The organism is Mycobacterium shunyiense, from assembly GCF_058270035.1.
Genome location: NZ_JBZDPT010000040.1, coordinates 91,846 through 112,496, shown reverse-complemented (window position 1 = coordinate 112,496; position 20,651 = coordinate 91,846). Strand labels below are relative to the sequence as shown.

The window sequence follows — 20,651 nt, the reverse complement described above, 5'->3', positions numbered from 1 at the left end:
CAGAGAAGCCGGGACGCGATGTGAGCTCCGAACCGGGCCCCATCGAGCTGACCGCCGAGGGGGAACTGGCGCTGCTGCGTGAGCTCATCCGGGCCGCATCGAGTGGTCCGGGAGTGGAGCCGCTGGCCGCCGCGGCCGCCAGGATGATCACCGCGTCGACCGCCACCGACGTGTGCTTCGTGCACGTGCTCGACGATTCCGACCGCGCGCTGACGCTGGCCGGGGCCACGCCGCCGTTCGATGCCGAGATCGGCAAGATCCGACTGCCGCTCGGGCAGGGCATCTCGGGGTGGGTTGCCAGCCACCGGCAGCCCGTGGTGATCAGCCACGACAAGGAGTCCGATCCCCGCTACATGCCCTTCGAATCGCTGCGCGGGCGTGACTTCACCTCGATGGTGTCGGTCCCGATGGAGACCGGGCCGGGTGGACTGGTCGGGGTGCTGAACGTGCACACCGTCGACCGCCGGGAGTTCACCCCGCGCGACGTGGAGTTGTTGTTGGTGATCGGCCGGCTCATCGCAGGCGCGTTGCACCAGGCCCGACTGCACCGCCAGCTGGTGGCGCGCGAGCGCGCACACGAGAATTTCGTCGAGCAGGTGATCGAGGCGCAGGAACTCGAGCGGCGCCGGCTGGCCGGCGATATTCACGACGGCATCTCCCAGCGGTTGGTGACGCTGTCGTACCGGCTCGACGCCGCGGCCCGAGCGGTCGACCCGGAGACGGTGGCCGAACAGCTGGCGGCTGCGCGCGAACTGGTAGCGCTGACACTGCAGGAAGCCAGGGCCGCGATCAGCGGGCTGCGCCCGCCGGTGCTCGACGATCTGGGTCTGTCGGGCGGACTGGCCAGCCTGGCCCGTTCGATCCCGCGGATCCCCATCGACGTCGACCTCGCCGAGACCCGGGTGCCCGACCATATCGAGCTGGCGCTGTACCGCATCGCCCAGGAATGCCTGCAGAACGTGATCAAACACGCCGAGGCGGTTCGGGCCCGACTCACCTTCTCGGTCGACGACGGGGTGGCCCGGCTCGAAATCGTCGACGATGGAAAAGGATTCGATACCTTCGAGCACCCGCTGGGAAGTGACGAGATGGGCGGCTACGGATTGTTGTCGATGGCCGAGCGGGCTGAGATCGTCGGCGGCCGGCTGCACATCCGGTCGAGGCCGGGCGCGGGCACCACCGTGACCGCATCCATCCCGCTGCCGTCCCCGATCACGTAGTGCAGTCAGCCCTCCTGGAGGTGTGCCCGCACCGCGGGCACCGCCCGGGCGATCAACTCCTCGGTCGATTGCGACGCGATCGGCTCGATACGCAGGATGTGGCGCAGATACGCGATGCCCAGCAGCTGACCCATGGCCAGGTCCACCCGTAGTTCGGCCTCCGGGCCGGGCAACGCGCTGGCGATCTGCGGGTAGAGCCGCTGCTCGATGAACTGACGGACCAGGGCTGCCGATTCCTCGTGGGTGGCCGCGCCGCGCAGGATCGCCAACAGGGGCGCGCGGGTGTCGGCATGTTCCCAGAGTTCGAAGAAGGCCTCGGTCAGCCGTTCGGCGAGGCCGTCGGGGCCCTCGTCGAGGATGCGTCCGCTGAATTGTTCTGGGTCGAACGGCCAGCCGACGGTGGCCCGGAACAGGTCGGCCTTGCTGCCGAAGTAGTGCCGGATCAGGGCCGGGTCCACCTGTGCGGCCGCCGCGATGTCGCGTAGTGAGGTCTTGTCGTAGCCACCCTCGGCGAACATCCGCCGGGCCGTGGCCACCAGCTCGTCACGGGTTCCGGGCTGTCCCGGTCGTCGTCCACGTGGCGGCATAGTCCCGAAATTCTACAGTCGTTGACTTCTTGCTCGGGCCCGGATTACGCTCGGATCATTAATTCCACAACTGAGGAGTTATCTGATGCCCGCTCCGCGATGGGTCGCACAAGCCAACAAGATCGGCCTGAACAAGCTCACCCGGTTCATCGCGCCATGGGCGCCGGGGTGGGCGGTGGTCATCCACCGGGGACGCAAGTCCGGCCGCACCTTCCGGACGCCACTGTGGGCGTTCCGACGCGAGCACGGCTACGTCATCGCGCTGACCTACGGCCCGCAGGCCGACTGGGTGCGCAATGTACTGGCCGCCGGCGGGTGCGAACTGGAGTCGCGCCGCCACACCTACCGGCTGACCGCACCCGAGGTGTACACCGACGACAAGGCCACCGACATGCCCGCGTTCATCCGCTTCATGCTGCGCCGGGTGATCAAGGCCCCGGAGTTCCTCAGCCTGAAGATCGCCGATTAACCGCCCAGTTTCCCGGCGAGTTCGGGGCACTCGTACTTGAGCGCCACGTTCACGATTGTCATGAGCGCGTCGGGCGGGAGCTTGCTGCCCATCTGTGTCAGCACGTTGACGACATCCTGCTTGGTCTTGTTGAAGCTGCCGCCGGCCATGATGCAGGCCATCATCAGCTGATCACCGATGGCGTTGTCGGAACCCTGGATGCCGGCGGCGCGGACCTCGGCGAACGCTTCCGGCGGCAACCCCGCGGAACCGCGCGGCGAGCCGGTGGTCGGCCTGGGGACCTGAGTCAGAGTTCGCTTGGGCGCCGTCGATGTCGCCGTGAACGGCGTGACGTCGTCGGGGGCGGTGGCCGTCCCGGAAGTCGTGGTACTACAGGCCGCCATCAATACGACAGCGGCGGCGCCGAGCGCCGCACCCACCCGCTTGGCGTTCATCGACACTCCCCTCCACTGCGTTCAACGCTAGTGGGGTAGCCACAAAGCCGACTCAGAAATCACCGGAGTGTCGGCGCAGGGTCTCGATCGAGACGACCAGCGCACGTGACTGCTCGTCCGACATCCCGACATCGGCGAACACCTGCTCGTTCAAGGTCACCGTGGCGTCCTCGACCGTCGATCGCCCGAGTTCGGTGATGCGGACCAGCGTGGTGCGCCCATCGGTCGGGTGCGGGACCCGTTCCACCAGACCATTGGCCTCCAGGCGTCGGATCGCGTGCGTGACGCTGGTGACGTGCACCTGAAGGCGATCGGAAGCCTTCGTGATCGGCAGCGCGCCGGCCCGGCTGAAGGCCAACAGACGCAGCAGTTCGAACCGCGAGAAGCTCAGATCGTATGGCCGTAGCGCGGTCTCCACCCGGGCCAGCAGGATCTGGTGGGCCCGCATCACCGAGGTCACTGCGACCATTCCGCCGGCCACCTCGCCCCAACCGGCCGCCTCCCAGTTGGCGCGGGCCTGCGCGATCGGGTCACGCTTGTCTGGTGGCGAGGTCACGCCTCTTCTTACCGCATCGTCCCGCGGGTACCGCGCATTCTGCGCGCATCGGGTCCGGCCGGCCGGTCCTCAACTCGCAGCGGTCACCGCGCTCAGCACCGCCCGGGTGGACTGCCGCGATCCGACGGTGATCCGCACCCCGCCGTCGGCGTAGTGACGCAATTGCAGTCCGCTGCCGTCGAACACCTCCGGCCACGGCGTGGGCCGGCCCGGCAGGAACAGGAAGTTGGCCTGCCCGTCGGTGCTGTAGACGCCGAGTGCCCGCAACCGCATCTGCAGATAGCGCCGTTCCGCGGCGATCATCCGGATACGTTGACGCAGTTGACTTTCCGCAGAATAGGACGCCGCGACCGCGACCTGGGCGCTGATCCCGATCCCGAACGGCAACTGCATCCGCCACAGCTCGCGGGCGAGGTCCGGTGCGCAGAACCCATAGCCGATCCGAAGCCCGGCCAGACCGTAGGCCTTTGAAAAGGTGCGCACCACTACGACATTGCCGAACCTGGCGACCAGGGTCGGTCCGTCGATGCGGTGCTCGGCGGCCAGGAACTCCACGTATGCCTCGTCCAACAGGACGACGGTGTCCGCGGGTAGCCGGGTCAGGAAGCGCTCGATCTCAGCGGCCGGTTCGATCGTGCCGGTCGGATTGTGCGGCCGGCAGACCGCCACCACCCTGGCCTGCCCGGCCGCCTCGGCCATCGCATCGAGGTCGTGCCTGCCGTGTTCATCGAGTGGAACGGTGACCGTCCGCAACCGTGCCATCTGGGCGAAGATCGGATAGCCGTCGAAGGTGGGAGTCGCCATCACCATGGTGTCGCCGGGGCTGGTCACCGCATGCAGCACCTGCATGATGACCCCGGTCGCACCGGCTCCGACGATCACCTGCTCCTCAGCTATCCCGTCATGACGGGCGATCAGAGAGCGCAACCGCTGTGGCAGGAACTCCGGATACCGGTTGGCGGCCTCATCGCATGCCCGTAATGCCGAACGCACTGCGGGCAACGGCGGGAAAGGGCATTCGTTGAGCGACAGTGCCAGCGGGTTGACCGCCTGCGGCAGCGCCCCGACAGCGTCGAGCAGTGCCGAGCGGGGAGCCACCATCACGCGTTCCCAGCGTCGTCGCGGCCGCCCCAGCGCACGGCGGCGGCGCCGGCGAAGTCACCGGCGTGGGCGAAGGCGGCCATCAGCACGGTATCGCCGGCCTTCACCCGACCGCCGGTGACGGCCCGGTCGAAGTTGACGGGAATTCCTGCGGCGAACAGGTTTCCGCACTCATCAAACGTGTCGACGTGTCGTTCGGGCGGCAACTCCAATGCGTCGCGCCAGTTCCGCAGGAACACGCGGTTGGGCTGGTTGGTGACAAACAGGTCGATATCCTTGGGCTGCACACCGATTCGATCGCAGACCGTATAGGACACCTCGGGCACCTGCCGGTTGCCCCGGGCCAGCACCTTGGTGATCTTGCTCTCGGTGAACCCGATGCAGGCCTCCCCCGGGCCGGCCTGCCACCATTTGCGCGGGGGGTCCATGACGACGGTCATATCGCCCGCGTACTCCCCGTAGGTACGGCATTCGACGTCGAGGATGGGTGACGCATCGGACAGCGTCACCAACCCGACCGCGGCCCCGTCGCCGGGAACCGCCGCCTGCGCCTTACGCCGGATGGTCTCCTGATCGAACACCTGGCCCGCCGAGTTCTGGGCGATCGCGATCACCGCGGTCCGGCCCTCACCCGAACGCAACAGGGTGCGCGCCACTTTCAGCCCCAGAACGAACGCAGCACAGCCACCGTTGTGTAGGTCGATCACCCAGTTGGGCTTCATGCCCAGCCGGTGGGCCATGCCGCCGCCACCACCGTAGAACGGCATGTCGGGCAGTTGGGTGTGAGTGATCAACACGTCGGCCCCGGCGATGACATCTGCGCCGTGCCGCTCGATCAATCCGGCGGCGGCCCGCTCCACCATGTCGATCGCGGTTTCGTCGGGCCCGACGTGATGACGGAACCGCGGCGCCCGGAACATCACGTTCTCGGCCAGCTCGTCGGTTTCGGCGAACCCGGCGTAGTAGTCGGCACTGACCGGGTCACCGGGCAGGTAGGTGGACACATCGATGAGGCTGACGGGTGTCTGCTCAGTCATGGCTGAACCTCACTTCATCCAGGCCGGGGTGACCGACAGGCCGTTGCGGTGCCGGTATTCGGCAATTGCCTTGAGGTTTCGCAATTCCAGCAGGTGGCCTGGGCCGAACATGTCCCAGAAATCCCCCACCCACACCGGTCGCGCTGGGGGCGCGGTCTCCGGGTACGGGTTCTCGTCGTAGAAGGGATGATGGCAATTCGTCCACAGCACAACCGAACCCGGCCTGTCGAAGACCACTTGCGCGTCGACGATGCGCATCAGGTAGATCATCCACAGGTGCTTGCCCTGATCCCAGGCGCAGTGGTAGTCGACGGTCAGCGCGTCGCGGTGGGCCACGGTGCGGGTGTAGATCGCGCTGCCGGGCCCCGACGGGCCGGCGCCGAGCCGGTCGTGGGCCAGCCACAGCCCGGGCTCCTCGGTCGGGGTGAAACCACGCAGGCTGTAGGTCCACTCCTCCAGGCATCGGGTGTCGGACAGGTAGTCGAACAACTCGTCGGGTGGGCACTCGATGTAGTCGTTGACCGTGCAGTATTGACCGAACACCTGGTCGTGCGGGTAGACCGACCGCATCATGTCCATGATGATCGGGGTGGCCTGCTCCTTCGGTGAGGTCTCGATCCGGATGAGGCCATCCAGCGGGGTGTGGGTACCCCGATGGACCGTGATGTCTTCAAGTGCGGGCAGTGACATGGGTCCTGTTCTCCTCTGGATTGGAAGGGTCGTCTGGATTGGAATGGGCACGGTCGGTGGCGAGAAACGCTGCGAACGGCGGGATTTCGTCGGCTGAACATTCGATGCTGAGCACCGACGGTCCGTCGGTGTCCAGCGCCATACCCAACGCCCGGGGCAGTTGGTCGACGTCGGCGACGTCGTAGGCGGGTAGGCCGGGGAACATCGCGGCCAGCCCGGCGCCGAGCCGGCTCGGGCCGAACCTGTTGTATGAGTAGCGGTCCTCGTAGAACAGCTGCTCGCGGGTGACGCACATGGCGTGCGCGTGGTTGTCGAACAGTACGAAGGTGATCGGCAGCCGGTACTGCATCGCGGTGTGAATCTCCATGCCGTGCATAAAGAATGAGCCGTCACCGGCGATCACCACGGTGCGCCGGGCGGTGCCGGCGGCGGCCGCGTCAGCGGCGCGGTGAAACGTCATCCCGATCCCGGCGCCGAAGCTGTAGCCCATGCCGCCCATGCCGAGCGCCACCATGAAGCGGCCGTCACGGCGGGCAGGCAGGTAGTGAATGGCCGAGGCTCCCACGTTGCCGGCGTCGACGACGATATCGGTGCCGTCGGCCAGGTCTGCGTCGAGCACGGCCATCGCGTCGCGGTACCGGATACCCGGGCCGTGGTGGTCCGGTGTGCGTAGTTCGGTGCGCGGCAGGTGATCGGGCACCCGGACCTGGGTCGGACGGCCAGTCCCGGACAACGCGCGGGCCAGCTGCGTCAACGATTCCCGCAGGTCGCCCGAGTGGACATGGGTGCACGACGGATAGGGCACCTGGGCGCCGATCGAGTAGGTCGGCACCGAGCCCAGCACGCGGTCCAGACCGGCCCGGGCCGTCACCGTCATGCGGGTCCCCACCAGCAGGCACAAAGCACTCTGACCAGCGGCGACAGCCACCCCGGGGTGCCCCATCACACCGGCAACCCCCAGTGCGGAGGATGAGCCGAGACCCGGGGTGCCGGCCACGTCTTTGGCATCGGGGACGGTGGCCACCCGTGCGCGCAGTGTCGCCCGAAGTAGTTCGAGTTCGGCGCGAGCGTCGTCGCGGGCCACCTGCTCGCCGGCGATGATCGTGATCGGCCCGTCGGCCCGGCGCAACGCCTGTTCGAGCACCTGCGGATCGCCGAAGCGGATGCCTGCTCCGGCCAGGTAGACGCTCCCGTTGGCTCGTCCGTTGACGCCGCCTCCATCCACGCAAGCCACATCGGCCTGCTGAACATCCTTGGGCAGCAACAGGACTGCTGGCCCGCCGGTTCGGGCGGCTGCCAGCGCCTCGGGCAGCGCGGTGAGGATGTCGGCGGGCCTCAGAACCCTGCGGCAGTAGACCGAGACCGCCGAGAACAGGGCGTACGCGTCCAGGCTCCCGTTGTCGCCGCTGGTGTCCTGGAAGGCCCCGCGGCCGTCGAGTGTCGTCGGTGCCTGCCCGATCAGGGCCAGCACCGGAACCCGGCTGGCCAGGGACTCCCCGAGGCCGGGCACGGTGTTGAGGCAGCCGCCACCGGAGGTCGCCGCCACCACGCCGATCCCGGCACCGCTGCGGCTGTAACCGTCTGCCATTGTGGCAGCGGAGAATTCGTGTTTGGCCAGCACTGCGGTGATGTCGTCACGAAAGTAGGCCGCGTCGTAGAGGTCCTCGATGTTGGCACCGTCCACCCCGAAGAGGTGCGAGATCCCATTTGCGGCCAGGTACCCGACGATGTGGTCCACCACCCTGTGCGCCTTGACCATGTGTCACCTACTTCCGTGCTCTGCCAGTGACACGACCAGTGGGCGGCGGCGGTTCACCGTGGGGACGGATTCGTCCGAACTCCCGGCGACACCGCAGGAAATGCTCAGGACATCATCAAGATCAGCCGGAACCGAGGGGGATAGTGGAGGACGGGGGTTGTTGTTACCGGGGACCGCAGGACCCCGTGATCGGAGGCATCGGATGGCACAGCCGGGTATCGATTGGGAAGACGCCTATCGTCAGGAAACGCCGCCGCCGTGGAGCATCGGTGCCCCACAGCCGGAGCTTGCGCGATTGATCGAGCAGGGCAAGGTGCGCGGCGAGGTGCTCGACTCCGGATGCGGCCATGCCGCACTCTCGCTGGCCCTGGCCGAGCGGGGTTTCACCGTGGTCGGACTGGATTCCAGCCCGACGGCGATCGCAGCTGCGGCCGCGGCCGCAGCCGAACGTGGCTTGACCACAGCCAGTTTCGCGCAAGCCGACATGACCACCTTCACCGGTTACGACGGCAGGTTCAACACCGTGATCGACAGCGGCCTTCTGCACGCGCTACCGATCGATGGGCGCCGGCCCTACATCCAGGCCATCCACCGGGCCTCGGCACCGAACGCGGAACTGTACATCCTGGCGTTCGCGGCGAGGCCCTTCGGCGGCGAAGTACCCGGGCCCAACGGCTTCACCGCCGACGAATTGCGCGACACCGTCGCCACCGGTTGGACGGTCGACGAGGTGCGCCCGGCCAAGTTGTACGGCAACGACAACCCGGCTGCCGGCGCCGGCGGGCCGGCGTCAGCGCCCGGGGTGGAGCGTGACGGTGCCGGGCATATCGTGATGTCCGGCTTCCTGCTGAGCGCTCACAAGGATCCCGAGCTGCCCCGAGCGCCGTAACCGAACCGGACGCTCGGCGCTCGCTCAGAGCTGCTTTTCGAGCAGTACCTTGCCTTCGGGCGACGTAACCAGTTGCACCGCAGCGATATCCGACATCGGCATCTGGGTGTTGCCGCTGGGCAGTGCGGTGGCGCCGGACAACCCGATCCACGTCGCGACCTCGTTGCGGCTGCCGTCCCGGCCGACCACCATCATGCCGAGATTCTGCGGGGGCGCGTCCTGCTTGCCCCAGCTGCCATAACTGCAGGCCATGTCGATGCGGGTCCCCCAGGAGTAACTGGTCATCGCGATGCTGGCGTTGATGGGCGTGTCGGAGACCTTGCTCATCGCCAGCATCTGGGCGCTCTGCTGCTCGGAACCGCTGTGCAGACCGAACACCTCGGGGCGGATGCCGACCACCACACCGAGCGCCAGCAGCGCAGCGGCCACACCCACGGCGGCCGTGGTCACCCAGCGCGACCGGCGCCGCCCCCAGCTGACCTTGGCCAGCACGGACTGCAACACCTCGGGCCGCAGCGGCGGATCGGGCTGTTCGGATTCGAGGGCGAGCACGTCGTCCAGATCGAGCATGGCCAGTAGAGCGGGCATGCCAGTCAACTCGGCCACCGCGGAACGGCACTGCGCACAGCCATCCAGGTGAGCCTCGTACTCGCGTCGCTCGCTGCTTTCCAGCGAACCCAGCACGTAGGCCGCATCCCAGGTCCGGTACTTGTCGAGCTCAGCCGGATCAGGGATGTGGGGCACATCGAACCGTGTCATCGTGTCACCCCCATTTCCTGCAAGTTCAGTCTCAGTGCGCGTACCGCATAGTGCAGCCGCGATTTCACGGTGCCCTCGGGTATATGCAGATCGTCCGCGATCTGCCCGGTGGTCCAGCCCTGGTAGTACGCCCGGCGGACCACTGCCCGGTGTTCGTCGGATAGTTGGCTCAATGCCGTGGTCAGGAGGATTCGGTCCAACGCGTTGTCCACTTTGTCTGGGGTGGCGGCAGCCTTTGAATGCTCTGCCACCTGTTCGGGGTCGGGCACCCCGGTTTCGTTCCGAAAGCGGGCGCTTCGGCGTTCATCAATGATCATGTTTCGCGCCACCGTAAACAACCACGCCCGTGCCGAACGCTCGGTATCTGGAGCGGCGTCAGGCGGATGAGCGCTTGCGAGAAGACCGTCAGGCTTATGACGCCACGCACGCAGCAACGTTTCCTGCACCACGTCCTCGGCCCGGGCCCGATCGCCCGTGAGCCGCAGGGCATAGCGCCATAGCGCAGCAGCATGCTCGTCGTAGAGCATCCGCATCATGGCGGCCTCCGGATCATCCACTTCCCTACCTCCGTCTGTGACACGACGTTGGTGGCGATCCGGTTCAATTAGAACCTTTGCGCTCCGGCTGACACCAGCAATGGCGCACGTTTCGAGTATTGATTGCTGGCGTTAATTACCGGGTGAGGATTCGGGGGCCGTTTTCGGTGACGGCGACCGTGTGCTCCCAGTGCGCCGCACGGGTCCCGTCGGCGGTGACGACGGTCCACTCGTCGTCGAGAATCACGGTCTCGGTGGTGCCCAGGGTCAGCATGGGCTCGATCGCCAGTACCGAGCCGGGCTCCAGGTACGGACCGCGGCCGGGTGAACCCTCGTTGGGCAGGAACGGATCCATGTGCATCTGGCGGCCGATACCGTGACCACCGTAGCCGTCGACGATGCCGTACTTGCGGTCGTGCCGGGCCTCGGCGGCGTGGGTCTCGACCTCGATCGCGTGCGAGACGTCGGTGAGCCGGTTTCCGGGCAGCATCGCGGCGATCCCGGCCTCCATGGCGGATTTCGTTGCTGCAGAAAGAGCTTCGTCGGCGGCGATGAGTGCGCCGACGCCGAAGGTGACGGCCGAGTCACCGTGCCATCCGTCGACGATCGCGCCGCAGTCGATGGACACCAGATCGCCGGCGGCCAATTTCTCGCCCGCTGACGGAATGCCGTGCACCACACGGTCATTGACCGAGGCGCAGATGCTGGCCGGAAATCCGTGATAGCCGAGGAACGACGGGGTGCCGCCACCGTCACGGATGACGGACTCGGCGATCTGATCCAGCTCGAGTGTGGATACGCCGGGGGCGGCGGCCGCCTGGACGGCCCGCAGTGCCGAGGCGACGAGCGCCCCGGCCACAGCCATCGCGTCCAACTCTCCGGCGCTGCGCTGCGCAACGACCTTGCGCTTGCGCAACCCCGGCAATCTGATCACTTACCCAGTGCCTGCAATGCGCGGGCGAACACCTCGTCGAGGGCGCCCACCGCATCCACGGTCTTGAGGTCGTCGCGGTAGTACTCCAGCAGCGGCTCGGTCTCGTCGCGGTAGACCTTCATGCGGTTACGGATGACCTCGTCGGTGTCGTCAGCGCGGCCACGGCCCTTGAGCCGGGTCAGCAGCTCGTCCTCGGACACCTGGAACTCCACCACTGCGTCGAGCTTGTGGTTGCGCGCGGCGAGCATGTCCTTGAGCGCGCCCGCCTGCTCGACCGAGCGGGGGTAGCCGTCGAGGATGAACCCGTCGGCGGCGTCGGCCTGGTCGATACGGTCCTCCACGAGGCGGTTCGTCAGCTCGGCAGGCACCAGATCGCCGGCGTCCAGGTAGCGCTTGGCCTCCAGTCCGAGCGGAGTGCCGTCACCGATGTTCTTGCGGAACAGATCCCCGGTGGAGATTTGCGGGATGCCGAGCTTCTCGGACAGCTTCTCTGCCTGCGTGCCTTTGCCCGCACCGGGCGGTCCGAGTAGAACGACTCTCACTTCAGGAACCCTTCGTAGTTACGTTGCATGAGCTGGCTCTCGATCTGTTTCACGGTATCCAGACCCACACCGATCATGATGAGAACCGCGGTACCGCCGAACGGCAGATTCTGCACCGAGCCGGTGTTGCCGATCTGCAGGAACAGGTTCGGCAGAACGGCGATCACACCGAGGTAGATCGAACCGGGCAGGGTGATCCGGCCGAGCACGTACCGCAGGTAGTCCGCGGTGGGCTTGCCGGGACGGATGCCCGGGATGAATCCGCCGAACTTCTTCATCTCATCGGCGCGCTCGTCCGGGTTGAACGTGATCGACACGTAGAAGTACGTGAAGAAGATGATCAGGCCGAAGTAGATCGCGATGTAGACGGGATCGGCGGGATTCGTCAGGTAGTCGGCGACGAACTTGTCCCACCATCCGGTGCCCGGGTTGGAGCTGCCGCTCTGGATCAGCTGGGTGATCAGGTGCGGGATGTAGATCAGCGAGGACGCGAAGATCACCGGGATGACGCCGGCCTGGTTGACCTTGAGCGGCAGGTAGGTGGAGGTACCGCCGTACATCTTGCGGCCCACCATGCGCTTGGCGTACTGGACCGGGATACGGCGCTGGCCCTGCTCGACGAACACCACGCCGATGATGATCAGCAGCGTCGCGGCAACGACGGCGGTGAACACCAGGCCGCCGCGGCTCTCCAGGATGGTCTGGCCCTCGGACGGGATCCGGGCGGCGATACCGGCGAAGATCAGCAGCGACATGCCGTTGCCGATGCCCCGCTCGGTGATGAGCTCGCCCATCCACATCACCAGCGCTGCGCCTGCGGTCATCACCAGCACGATGACGATCAGTCCGAAGACCGAGCTGTCCTGGATGATGTCGAGGCTGCAGCCTTGCAGCAGCCCGCCGTTGGCGGCCAGCGCCACGATGCTGGTGGCCTGCAGGACCGCCAGCGCGATCGAGAGATAACGCGTGTACTGCGTCATCTTGGCCTGACCGGCCTGGCCTTCCTTCTGCAGCTGCTCGAAACGCGGGATCACCACGACCAACAGCTGCACGATGATGCTGGCGGTGATGTAGGGCATGACGCCCACCGCGAACACCGTCAGCTGCAGCAGCGCGCCGCCGGAGAACAGGTTGATCAACGAGTAGATCTGGGCGGAGTCGCCGCCGCTGACCTGCTCGATGCACTTTTGGACGTTCGGGTAGTTAACCCCCGGAGACGGGATCGACGCGCCGGCCCGGTAGAGAATCACCAGGCCCAACGTGAACAGGATCTTGCGTCTGAGGTCGGCCGTCCGCAGCGATGAGATGAAAGCCGAAAGCACTCTTCCTCCTGCGCAGCCGACCTCTCAGCGCGGCGTGCCAAACGGGGCTGGTGGAGCCAGCGTCAATGGTCAAGTCGTGTACGACCGCCCGGCAGGCGCGCAGCCTGCGAACTCAGTCGTCAAATCAGTCTACGAGAGTAACAGTTGCCCCCGAGTACCCCCGTCATGCACCCGCGCCCGCCCGCCTCGATCCGGCCGGTGTCAGGCCGAGCTGCGGAGCAGAGCTTCTCTTCAGAATCGGAGCGTACAGTCGGCGACAGCTCATTACACCACCTAACTAACACGTTGATTTCGACTGAACAAAGGGGAATTCATGGCCCGGACTGCTGACGACTCGTGGGATCTGGCCTCCAGCGTGGGTGCCACGGCGACGATGGTCGCGGCAGCGCGCGCAATGGCCACCAATGCCGATGATCCGGTGATCGACGACCCCTTCGCCGCTCCCCTGGTCCGCGCTGTCGGGATGGACTTCTTCACCAAACTGGCCGACGAGAACTTCACCACCGAAGGACTCGACGAGGAGGCCACAACAGGGCTGATCCGATTCGCCAACGGCATGGCCGCCCGCACCCGATTCTTCGACGACTTCTTCCTGAGCGCGTGCCGTGCCGGTATCCGGCAGGCGGTCATCCTCGCGACCGGGCTGGACTCGCGGGCCTACCGGCTGCCGTGGCCGGACGGCACCGTCGTCTACGAGGTCGACCAGCCCGAGGTGATCGAGTTCAAGAGCGCCACCCTGGCGGACCTCGGCGCAGTACCGACCACCGACCGCCGCACCGTGGCCATCGACCTGCGCTTCGACTGGCCCTCGGCGTTGACCGAGGCCGGGTTCGACCCGTCGCTACCGACGGCATGGATCGCCGAGGGGTTGCTGGGGTATCTGCCGGGGGACGCCCAGGACCGTTTGCTCGACCAGGTCACCGCGCTGAGTGCGCCCGGCAGCCGATTCGGTGTCGAGGGCGTGCCCGCCACCGAGTCCAACGACGAAGAGACGATCCGGGCCAGAATGCAGGAGTTCACCGACCGCTGGCGGGCACACGGCCTGGACATGGACCTCAACGAGCTGATCTTCCTCGGAGACCGTGCCGATGTGACGACGTATCTGGAAGGACATGCCTGGAAGACCACGAGCATCTCGTCCAACGATCTGCTGGTCCGTACGGGTCTGCCCCCGGTCGAGGATGAGGCCCACGCGGCATCGGTCCTCTACATCAGCGCCGAGAAGTGAGGCGGGCGAGCGATGGCACGGTCTGACGCCGACAGCTGGGATCTGGCCTCCAGCGTGGGCGCGACGGCGACGATGGTCGCCGCGGCCCGCGCGATGGCGTCTGCCGAACCCGATCCGCTGATCAACGACCCCTACGCGGCGGATCTGGTGCGTGCGGTCGGGGTGGAGTTCTTCACCAAACTCGTCGACGGCGAGATCGACCTCGACGGCGAGCTGGCCGACGGCGCCGCGCTGATGACCGGTGTGATGGCGGTGCGGACAAAGTTCTTCGACGACTTCTTCACCGCCGCCGTAGGCGGCAATTCCACGGAGGCCGCCGTAGGCGGCAATTCCAACGGTGCCGCCGTAGGCGGCAATTCCGCAGCTGCCGGCGACGCCGGGATCCGGCAGGCCGTGATCCTGGCCTCGGGCCTGGACTCGCGCGCCTATCGGCTGCCGTGGCCGGACGGCACGGTGGTCTACGAGATCGACCAGCCCGCGGTGATCGGCGCCAAGTCGGCCACCATGGCGCAGATCGGGGCCACCCCAACGGCCGACCGCCGCACGGTGGCCGTCGATCTCCGGGATGATTGGCCCGCGGCCCTGCGGGCGGCCGGCTTCGATCCGACCGCACCGAGCGCATGGAGTGCCGAGGGCCTGCTGGCCTATCTGCCGCCTGACGCCCAGGACCGGTTGTTCGACAACATCACCGCGCTCAGCGCCCCGCGCAGCCGGCTGGCCACCGAGTATCACCTGCCGGGCATGGCGGTGGACCTGCGCGAGCGCGGACAGGTGCTGAGCGAGCAGTGGCGTCAGCACGGACTGGACCTCGACCTGGCCAACCTCTGGTACGACGGCGAGCGCAATTCGGTCGTCGACTACCTGACCGACCGCGGATGGTCGGTCACCGCCCGGCGCCGGCCTGAGCTTTTCGCCGAATACGGCCGCGAGTTCCCCACCGCAGAAGCCGCTGCGCCACAACGCAACTCGCAGGCTGTCATCGCCATCCGAGACTAGGAGCACCATTTCATGACCCGCACCGAAGGCGACAGCTGGGATCTGGCCACGAGCGTCGGCGCGACCGCGACCGGTGTCGCGGCCTCCCGGGCGCTGGCCACCAAGCAGCCCGACCCACTCATCAACGATCCGTTCGCCGACGCGCTGGTGCGTGCGGTCGGTCTGGAGCACAGCATCCGGCTCGCCGACGGCGAGGTGTGCGTCGAGGGCGATGTGATGCTGGACCGGCAGCGGATGTGTGAGCAGATCGCCGTCCGTACCCGCTTTTTCGACGACTTCTTCACCGATGCTTCGGCGGCCGGTATCCGGCAGGCGGTGATCCTGGCCTCCGGCCTGGACACGCGCGCCTACCGGCTGCCCTGGCCGGCCGGCAGCGTCGTGTTCGAGGTGGATCAGCCGGCCGTGCTGGAGTTCAAGACCCGCACCCTGACCGATCTCGAGGCCGAGCCGGCCGCCGAGCTGCACACCGTGCCCGTCGACCTGCGCGATGACTGGCCCGCGGCGTTGCGCGCCAACGGTTTCGATCCACAGCTGCCGACCGCCTGGATCGCCGAGGGTCTGCTGATCTATCTGCCGCCGGAAGCCCAGGACCGGTTGTTCGACAACATCACCGCGCTCAGCGCCCCAGGCAGCCGGCTCGCCACCGAGCACATGGACGCCGCCTCGCTCAACGACAAGTGGACCGAGCGGGTCAGCCAGTGGTCGAAGAAGGTCGGCTCCGATATGGATCTGAAGGACCTGTTCTACTCCGGCGAGCGAACGGCCGCCCGCGACTACCTCACCGCGCACGGATGGGACGCGACAGTGCAGCCCACCCGGGCCGCCTACGCGTCGCACGGTTTCCCCTACCCCGAGGAGCTTGACGACCTCGCCGGTGATTCTGGTTATCTGTCAGCAACACTCAAGACATCGAAATAGACGACCGGGAGGCGCACGATGGCACGAACCGATGACGACAGTTGGGATCTGGCCTCCAGCGTCGGCGCCACCGCCACTCTGGTGGCCACGGGGCGGGCGATCGCCAGCCAGGATTCCCACGGCCTGATCGACGATCCGTTCGCGGCGCCGTTGGTGCGCGCGGTGGGCATCGACGTGTTCACCAAGATGGTCGACGGTGAGCTGAGTCTGGATACCCTCGCCCAGCTCGCACCGGATGCAGCTGAGCGCGCTCGCTCGAATATCGACGAGATGGCGGTGCGTACCCGGTTCTTCGACGACTTCTTCATCACGTCGGGCGAGGCCGGTATCCGGCAGGCGGTGATCCTGGCCTCCGGCCTGGACTCGCGCGCATACCGGCTGCCCTGGCCGGCGGGCACCGTGGTCTACGAGATCGACCAGCCCGAGGTGATCGAGTTCAAGACGCGCACCCTCGCCGACCTTGGCGCGGAGCCGAAGGCGGAACGACGCACCGTACCGATCGACCTGCGGAACGACTGGCCGGCCGCCCTGCGCGCCGCGGGATTCGACCCGGCAAAACCGACCGCGTGGTGCGCCGAGGGTCTACTGATCTACCTGCCGCCCGAGGCGCAGGACCGGCTGTTCGACAACATCGCCGCGCTCAGCGCACCCGGCAGCGCGGTGGCCACCGAATTCGTGCCCGCGCTCAAGGATTTCGACCCGGAAAAGGCACGCGCCGCCACCGCGACGTTCAGCCAGCTCGGTCTGAACATGGACATGCCGTCGCTGATCTACCACGGCGAGAGGCATTCGGCCGCCGACTATCTGAACGCCAAGGGTTGGGAGATGTCCGGTACGCCCCGGTCGGAGCTGTTCGTCCGCCACGGCCTGCCGGTGCCCGACCGCGACGACAACGACCCGATGGGTGAAATCGTCTACGTCAGCGGGACTCTGGACTGAGCGGCGTCACGATACCCTGGCAAAGCGCAACGTCTCGCCCCTGGCTCCGCCCATCCACAGGTCCTGGCAGGCCGCGGCCATGTCGTCGAGTCCCTCGATGATCTCGCCGAACACGTTGCCGGGCACCCAGCCCTGGTCCCCGTTGATCAGCAGGTTGTTGCGGCCGTAGAACAGCGCCAGGTCGACGATCGCGCCGGTGGTTCCGGTACCGGCGCTGTTCTCGTATCCGTACGCGGGGTTGCCCAGATCGTCCGAGTCGAACGAGAACCAGCACAGATCGCCCGGTATCGGGGTGACCGTGGTGTTCTCCTTGCCGGGGTCGGTGCCGAATGCCGGCAGCAGGGTGTAGATCTCGTTACGGGCGTACTTGCCGTGAAATACCTGCGCCGCCAACGGCAGGGCGTCCCACACCGCGGCGCAGGTGCGCGGCGCCGCGTCGTCGAGGAGTCGGGCCACACAACTGACTCCGCGTTTGTCCAGCGACACCGTGACCAACCGGCTCATGCAACCTCCTCGGTGAGCAGCGCGGGCATCCGGCGATGCCAGTCCGTGGCGCCCTGGTACACGTCCCCCACCCGCAGCACCAGGGCATCCGAATGTCGGGGACCGACGATCTGCAGCCCGACGGGCAGGCCGCCCGTGCTGAACCCGCACGGCACCGAAAGTGCGGGCTGCTGGGTCAGATTGAACGGATACGTGTAGGGCGTCCAGCTCGTCCAGTCCGGTGAGGCCGAACCGTCGGGCACGTCCCGGCCGACGGCGAAGGCGGTCAGCGGCAGCGTCGGGGTGACCAGGACGTCATAGGTCTGGTGGAACCTGCCCATCAGTTCCCCCAGGTGCATCCGGACGGCGGTCGCATCCAGGTAGTCCGACGCGGTGAAGGTTGCCCCGGTCTCGGCCGTGCGCCGTAGACCGGGATCGATACGCCCGGCGTCCGGACCAGTCAGCTTGCCTTCCAACACCTTTGCCTCACCGGCGAACCACAGCACCTGGAAGGCGTGCACCGGGTCGGCGAAGCCCGGATCGACCTCCTCTACGTGCGCGCCTGCCGCCGCAAGTACCTCCACCGCTGCCCGTACCGCGACATCGACCTCAGGGTCGTTGACCCCGAAGCCGAGGGTCGGCGAGTAGGCGACCCGCAGCCCGGCGATGCCACCGGTCAGCACGGCACGGAAAGACGAACGCGGAGAGGGCATTGCCGACCAGTCCCGCCCGTCGAACCCGGTGACGACGTCCAGCAAGGCGGCAACGTCGGCGACCGTGCGCGCCATCGGGCCGGCGTGCGAAAGCGTGCCGAACGGGCTCGGCGGATACAACGGGATGAGACCGTAGGTCGGTTTGAGGGCGACGGTGCCCGTGAACGCGCCAGGAATGCGCACCGAACCACCGCCGTCGGTGCCCACCGACCACGCGCCCATGCCCAGTGCCACGGCCGCGGCACTGCCCCCGCTCGACCCGCCCGCAGTCACCGCGGGATCCCACGGGTTGCCGGTCACTCCGTAGCGCGGCGAGTCGGTCACGCCCTTCCACGAGTACTCCGGAGTGGTGGTCTTGCCGAGCAGCACCGCGCCGGATTCGCGCAGCCGCGCCACGCTGGGCGCGTCCTCGTTCCACGGGCCCGCCTCGTCGATGAGCCAGCTGCCACGCAGGGTCGGCCAGCCTCTGGTCCACAGCGCGTCCTTGATCGATGTCGGGATCCCGTCGCCGGGGCCCAGCGGACACCCGTCATGCCAACGCTTTTCGGACGCCCGCGCGGCGGCCATCGCACCGTCGGAGTCAACGAGCACAAATGCGTTGACCGCGTCGTTGTGGTGGTCGATGGCCGACAGCGCCGCTCGGGTCGCCTCCACCGGCGAGAGCGTCTTGGTCCGGTAGGCCTCGAGCAACTCGACGGCCTGTGGGATGGTCACGTCTGCTCCCCCGGTACGTAACCGAGCGCCTTGTCGACAACGTTGACCAACGGCTGCCCGGCCAGCCAGCGCCGCGCATTGTCGGCGAACTGATCGGCGAGAGTCTCCCGGAACCCCACGACGTCGCCGGACATGTGTGCGGTGATGACGGTACCGGGCGCGTCCCACAGCGGGTGTCCGGCGGGCAACGGCTCAATGCTGAACACGTCCAGGGTTGCTCCGGCGATGCGGTGTTCGGTCAGCGCGGCAAGCAGCGCATCCTCGTCGACGATCGGTCCCCGCGCGATATTCACAAGGTGCGCATCGGGTTTCATCGCCTTCAGGACGGCCGCGTCCACGAGACCACGCGTCGCCGGGGTGAGCGGAGCCGCAAGCACGAGGTGATCGCACCAGCCGACGGCCGAGACCAGATCGTCGGTGGTGACCACCGCACCGAAATCCGGATCCTCGGCGACCGCTTTACGCCCGGCACCGCGCACGGACAGACCGGCCGCGCGCAGCAGACGCGCGATCTCACGGCCGATGCCGCCCGTCCCGACCACGAGTGCCGTCGCACCCGCGATGCTGCGGGTCTCGCGGTAGCGCCACTCATGCCGGCGTTGGAAATCCAGGCTGGCCTGGGTCCCCTTGGCATGGGCCAGCACCGCGCCGAGAACGTATTCAGCTATGGGACGGTCGAATACACCGCGGGCATTGGTGACCACCACGTCCGATTCCCGCAGCTCGTCGAACAGCAGTGTGTCGACACCGGCCGCGGGGACGTGAATCCACTCCAGCGCATCCGCACGCGCCCACACTTCACGCAACGCAGTGGAGAAGTAGTCCCACAGCAGCAGGGCCCGCGCCCCTTCGACCGCCTGCCCCAGCCCGTCGGCGTCGCAGTAGCGGAAGTCGGCATCCACGCAGGACAGGCCCGGCACCCGGTCGGTCTCGTGCTCACACAGCACCGCGATCACGGGGCGGGCGGCTGCAGGCGGCACGGTTCCGAGGCTAGGCGTCTTCGTAGGATTGTCAACAATCTGTTGCCGGTTGGCCGACTCGGCCTCACACTATGGACATGACACTCGAGGAAGTCATTCCTCCCCCACCGTTACAGCAGGTGGGGATAGGTGTTGTGACACCGTACGACTTCGCTCTCGACCGCGAACTGTGGCGTTGGGCGCCCAACGACGTCAGCCTCTACGTCACCCGGTTGCGATATGCGCCGCTGCCGGTGACGGTCGACATGGCGGTGCATGTCTCCGAACCCGAGCAGGTCGAGGCCGGCGCCGCGAACGTGCTCGCGGTGGCTCCGCTGGTGACGGCCTATGCGTGTACCGCGGGAAGCTTCGTCAAGGGAATGGCAGGCGAGGCCGCACTGGTCGCGGCGATGCGCGCGGCCGGAGCCCCGGCCGCGGTGACCACCAGCGGCTCCATGCTCGCCGCGCTCCGGCACCTCGGGGTGAAGACGGTCGCCACGGTCACTCCCTACACCGCCGACCTCACGAGCGGGCTGACCAGTTATCTCATGGAAGCCGGGATCGAGGTGGCCGCCACCGCAGGCCTGGGGATGACATCGCAGATCTGGGCGGTGCCGTATGCGACAACGGCCGAGTTGGTTTGTGCCACAGATTGTTCCGATGCCGAGGCTGTCGTCATCAGTTGCACGAATCTGCCGACCTACGATCTGATCGCACCGCTGGAGCGCGAGCTCGGCAAGCCGGTGGTCACCGCCAACCAGGTGACCATGTGGGCGGCACTGGCCGTCGCGGGCCGCAAGGCCGTGGGAGCCGGTCAGCGACTGCTGGAGACCTGAACGCGCGGTAGCGACCTGGCCACCATTGAA

The 20,651-nt window shown here is 67.3% G+C and carries 23 protein-coding genes; 8 read left to right on the top strand and 15 right to left on the bottom strand.

Annotation, left to right across the window (positions count from 1 at the left end; translation table 11 throughout):
* Positions 1-20 precede the first annotated feature (20 nt).
* A complete protein-coding gene (locus AC4ELS_RS21850) occupies positions 21-1,220 on the top strand; it encodes a GAF domain-containing sensor histidine kinase (protein WP_499049287.1) in 1,200 nt (399 codons plus the stop codon).
* 5 nt (positions 1,221-1,225) lie between these two features.
* On the opposite strand, the gene AC4ELS_RS21845 is transcribed toward AC4ELS_RS21850, so the two are convergent.
* Complete coding sequence (locus AC4ELS_RS21845; RefSeq protein WP_499049283.1) at positions 1,226-1,807, bottom strand: TetR/AcrR family transcriptional regulator; 582 nt, start codon at positions 1,805-1,807, stop codon at positions 1,226-1,228.
* 85 nt (positions 1,808-1,892) lie between these two features.
* On the opposite strand from AC4ELS_RS21845, the gene AC4ELS_RS21840 reads away from it, so the two are divergent.
* Positions 1,893-2,276: a nitroreductase family deazaflavin-dependent oxidoreductase gene (locus AC4ELS_RS21840; protein ID WP_064959346.1), complete on the top strand. Its 384-nt coding sequence runs from the start codon at positions 1,893-1,895 to the stop codon at positions 2,274-2,276.
* Here AC4ELS_RS21840 and AC4ELS_RS21835 read toward each other — a convergent pair.
* The 6 genes from AC4ELS_RS21835 to AC4ELS_RS21810 form a co-directional block, all read right to left on the bottom strand.
* Positions 2,273-2,710 carry a hypothetical protein gene (locus AC4ELS_RS21835; protein ID WP_064883231.1) on the bottom strand — a complete coding sequence of 146 codons (438 nt, stop codon included), beginning with the start codon at positions 2,708-2,710 and terminating at the stop codon, positions 2,273-2,275. The genes AC4ELS_RS21840 and AC4ELS_RS21835 overlap by 4 nt on opposite strands.
* Before the next feature lie 52 nt (positions 2,711-2,762).
* The gene (locus AC4ELS_RS21830) at positions 2,763-3,266 is read right to left on the bottom strand and encodes a MarR family transcriptional regulator (RefSeq protein ID WP_499049280.1); all 504 of its coding nucleotides are present in this window, start codon (positions 3,264-3,266) and stop codon (positions 2,763-2,765) included.
* A gap of 69 nt (positions 3,267-3,335) precedes the next feature.
* On the bottom strand, positions 3,336-4,367 hold the full coding sequence (locus AC4ELS_RS21825; protein ID WP_499049278.1) for a pyridoxal phosphate-dependent aminotransferase: 1,032 nt from the start codon (positions 4,365-4,367) through the stop codon (positions 3,336-3,338).
* A complete protein-coding gene (locus AC4ELS_RS21820; protein WP_499049276.1) occupies positions 4,367-5,404 on the bottom strand; it encodes a 3-oxoacyl-ACP synthase III family protein in 1,038 nt (345 codons plus the stop codon). The genes AC4ELS_RS21825 and AC4ELS_RS21820 overlap by 1 nt, the downstream gene beginning before the upstream one ends.
* Positions 5,405-5,413: 9 nt before the next feature.
* Positions 5,414-6,094: an SRPBCC family protein gene (locus AC4ELS_RS21815; protein WP_499049274.1), complete on the bottom strand. Its 681-nt coding sequence runs from the start codon at positions 6,092-6,094 to the stop codon at positions 5,414-5,416.
* Positions 6,075-7,853 (bottom strand): thiamine pyrophosphate-binding protein, encoded by a 1,779-nt coding sequence (locus AC4ELS_RS21810; RefSeq protein ID WP_499049272.1) that lies wholly within the window; start codon positions 7,851-7,853, stop codon positions 6,075-6,077. The genes AC4ELS_RS21815 and AC4ELS_RS21810 overlap by 20 nt, the downstream gene beginning before the upstream one ends.
* Positions 7,854-8,055: 202 nt before the next feature.
* On the opposite strand from AC4ELS_RS21810, the gene AC4ELS_RS21805 reads away from it, so the two are divergent.
* Positions 8,056-8,742 carry a class I SAM-dependent methyltransferase gene (locus AC4ELS_RS21805; RefSeq protein ID WP_448445964.1) on the top strand — a complete coding sequence of 229 codons (687 nt, stop codon included), beginning with the start codon at positions 8,056-8,058 and terminating at the stop codon, positions 8,740-8,742.
* A gap of 24 nt (positions 8,743-8,766) precedes the next feature.
* Here AC4ELS_RS21805 and AC4ELS_RS21800 read toward each other — a convergent pair whose 3' ends face one another.
* The 5 genes from AC4ELS_RS21800 to secY all read right to left on the bottom strand — a co-directional run bounded on the left by AC4ELS_RS21800 (position 8,767) and on the right by secY (position 12,835).
* Positions 8,767-9,501: an anti-sigma factor family protein gene (locus AC4ELS_RS21800; RefSeq protein WP_064883244.1), complete on the bottom strand. Its 735-nt coding sequence runs from the start codon at positions 9,499-9,501 to the stop codon at positions 8,767-8,769.
* Positions 9,498-10,058 carry a sigma-70 family RNA polymerase sigma factor gene (locus AC4ELS_RS21795; RefSeq protein ID WP_064883246.1) on the bottom strand — a complete coding sequence of 187 codons (561 nt, stop codon included), beginning with the start codon at positions 10,056-10,058 and terminating at the stop codon, positions 9,498-9,500. The genes AC4ELS_RS21800 and AC4ELS_RS21795 overlap by 4 nt, the downstream gene beginning before the upstream one ends.
* A gap of 115 nt (positions 10,059-10,173) precedes the next feature.
* The gene (map, locus tag AC4ELS_RS21790; RefSeq protein WP_064883248.1) at positions 10,174-10,971 is read right to left on the bottom strand and encodes a type I methionyl aminopeptidase; all 798 of its coding nucleotides are present in this window, start codon (positions 10,969-10,971) and stop codon (positions 10,174-10,176) included.
* Complete coding sequence (locus AC4ELS_RS21785) at positions 10,968-11,513, bottom strand: adenylate kinase (protein ID WP_055109924.1); 546 nt, start codon at positions 11,511-11,513, stop codon at positions 10,968-10,970. Before AC4ELS_RS21785 ends, map begins: the two co-directional genes overlap by 4 nt.
* The gene (gene secY / locus AC4ELS_RS21780; protein WP_064883250.1) at positions 11,510-12,835 is read right to left on the bottom strand and encodes a preprotein translocase subunit SecY; all 1,326 of its coding nucleotides are present in this window, start codon (positions 12,833-12,835) and stop codon (positions 11,510-11,512) included. Before secY ends, AC4ELS_RS21785 begins: the two co-directional genes overlap by 4 nt.
* A 313-nt stretch (positions 12,836-13,148) precedes the next feature.
* On the opposite strand from secY, the gene AC4ELS_RS21775 reads away from it, so the two are divergent.
* Genes AC4ELS_RS21775 through AC4ELS_RS21760 form a run of 4 tightly spaced genes read left to right on the top strand, consistent with a single transcriptional unit; the run spans position 13,149 to position 16,916 of the window.
* Positions 13,149-14,063, top strand: a complete 915-nt coding sequence (locus AC4ELS_RS21775; protein WP_064883252.1) for a class I SAM-dependent methyltransferase — start codon at positions 13,149-13,151, stop codon at positions 14,061-14,063.
* 12 nt (positions 14,064-14,075) lie between these two features.
* Positions 14,076-15,059 (top strand): SAM-dependent methyltransferase, encoded by a 984-nt coding sequence (locus AC4ELS_RS21770; protein WP_499049270.1) that lies wholly within the window; start codon positions 14,076-14,078, stop codon positions 15,057-15,059.
* 12 nt (positions 15,060-15,071) lie between these two features.
* Positions 15,072-15,977, top strand: coding sequence for a class I SAM-dependent methyltransferase (locus tag AC4ELS_RS21765; RefSeq protein WP_448445973.1), 906 nt, complete (start codon positions 15,072-15,074; stop codon positions 15,975-15,977).
* 18 nt (positions 15,978-15,995) lie between these two features.
* Positions 15,996-16,916, top strand: coding sequence for a class I SAM-dependent methyltransferase (locus AC4ELS_RS21760; RefSeq protein ID WP_064883259.1), 921 nt, complete (start codon positions 15,996-15,998; stop codon positions 16,914-16,916).
* Between the two features lie 6 nt (positions 16,917-16,922).
* Here AC4ELS_RS21760 and AC4ELS_RS21755 read toward each other — a convergent pair whose 3' ends face one another.
* From AC4ELS_RS21755 to AC4ELS_RS21745, 3 genes are read right to left on the bottom strand one after another with little or no spacing between them, the layout of a single operon-like run.
* Positions 16,923-17,420: a DUF3830 family protein gene (locus AC4ELS_RS21755; protein ID WP_498885487.1), complete on the bottom strand. Its 498-nt coding sequence runs from the start codon at positions 17,418-17,420 to the stop codon at positions 16,923-16,925.
* Complete coding sequence (locus AC4ELS_RS21750; RefSeq protein WP_498885489.1) at positions 17,417-18,826, bottom strand: amidase; 1,410 nt, start codon at positions 18,824-18,826, stop codon at positions 17,417-17,419. The genes AC4ELS_RS21755 and AC4ELS_RS21750 overlap by 4 nt, the downstream gene beginning before the upstream one ends.
* Positions 18,823-19,806: a D-2-hydroxyacid dehydrogenase gene (locus AC4ELS_RS21745; protein ID WP_499049268.1), complete on the bottom strand. Its 984-nt coding sequence runs from the start codon at positions 19,804-19,806 to the stop codon at positions 18,823-18,825. Before AC4ELS_RS21745 ends, AC4ELS_RS21750 begins: the two co-directional genes overlap by 4 nt.
* A 77-nt stretch (positions 19,807-19,883) precedes the next feature.
* Between AC4ELS_RS21745 and AC4ELS_RS21740 the strand changes: the two genes are divergently transcribed.
* Positions 19,884-20,621 carry a maleate cis-trans isomerase family protein gene (locus AC4ELS_RS21740; protein ID WP_498885493.1) on the top strand — a complete coding sequence of 246 codons (738 nt, stop codon included), beginning with the start codon at positions 19,884-19,886 and terminating at the stop codon, positions 20,619-20,621.
* Positions 20,622-20,651 lie beyond the last annotated feature (30 nt).

What these genes read in the sequence shown, in the direction of transcription:
- AC4ELS_RS21815 (WP_499049274.1), bottom strand. Translation starts at nt 6,094, where the DNA reads ATGTCACTGCCCGCACTTGAAGACATCACGGTCCATCGGGGTACCCAC.
- AC4ELS_RS21770 (WP_499049270.1), top strand. Translation starts at nt 14,076, where the DNA reads ATGGCACGGTCTGACGCCGACAGCTGGGATCTGGCCTCCAGCGTGGGC.
- AC4ELS_RS21840 (WP_064959346.1), top strand. Translation starts at nt 1,893, where the DNA reads ATGCCCGCTCCGCGATGGGTCGCACAAGCCAACAAGATCGGCCTGAAC.
- AC4ELS_RS21845 (WP_499049283.1), bottom strand. Translation starts at nt 1,807, where the DNA reads ATGCCGCCACGTGGACGACGACCGGGACAGCCCGGAACCCGTGACGAG.
- AC4ELS_RS21805 (WP_448445964.1), top strand. Translation starts at nt 8,056, where the DNA reads ATGGCACAGCCGGGTATCGATTGGGAAGACGCCTATCGTCAGGAAACG.
- AC4ELS_RS21820 (WP_499049276.1), bottom strand. Translation starts at nt 5,404, where the DNA reads ATGACTGAGCAGACACCCGTCAGCCTCATCGATGTGTCCACCTACCTG.
- AC4ELS_RS21755 (WP_498885487.1), bottom strand. Translation starts at nt 17,420, where the DNA reads ATGAGCCGGTTGGTCACGGTGTCGCTGGACAAACGCGGAGTCAGTTGT.
- AC4ELS_RS21835 (WP_064883231.1), bottom strand. Translation starts at nt 2,710, where the DNA reads ATGAACGCCAAGCGGGTGGGTGCGGCGCTCGGCGCCGCCGCTGTCGTA.
- AC4ELS_RS21775 (WP_064883252.1), top strand. Translation starts at nt 13,149, where the DNA reads ATGGCCCGGACTGCTGACGACTCGTGGGATCTGGCCTCCAGCGTGGGT.
- AC4ELS_RS21760 (WP_064883259.1), top strand. Translation starts at nt 15,996, where the DNA reads ATGGCACGAACCGATGACGACAGTTGGGATCTGGCCTCCAGCGTCGGC.
- AC4ELS_RS21740 (WP_498885493.1), top strand. Translation starts at nt 19,884, where the DNA reads ATGACACTCGAGGAAGTCATTCCTCCCCCACCGTTACAGCAGGTGGGG.
- AC4ELS_RS21800 (WP_064883244.1), bottom strand. Translation starts at nt 9,501, where the DNA reads ATGACACGGTTCGATGTGCCCCACATCCCTGATCCGGCTGAGCTCGAC.
- AC4ELS_RS21765 (WP_448445973.1), top strand. Translation starts at nt 15,072, where the DNA reads ATGACCCGCACCGAAGGCGACAGCTGGGATCTGGCCACGAGCGTCGGC.
- AC4ELS_RS21810 (WP_499049272.1), bottom strand. Translation starts at nt 7,853, where the DNA reads ATGGTCAAGGCGCACAGGGTGGTGGACCACATCGTCGGGTACCTGGCC.
- AC4ELS_RS21825 (WP_499049278.1), bottom strand. Translation starts at nt 4,367, where the DNA reads ATGGTGGCTCCCCGCTCGGCACTGCTCGACGCTGTCGGGGCGCTGCCG.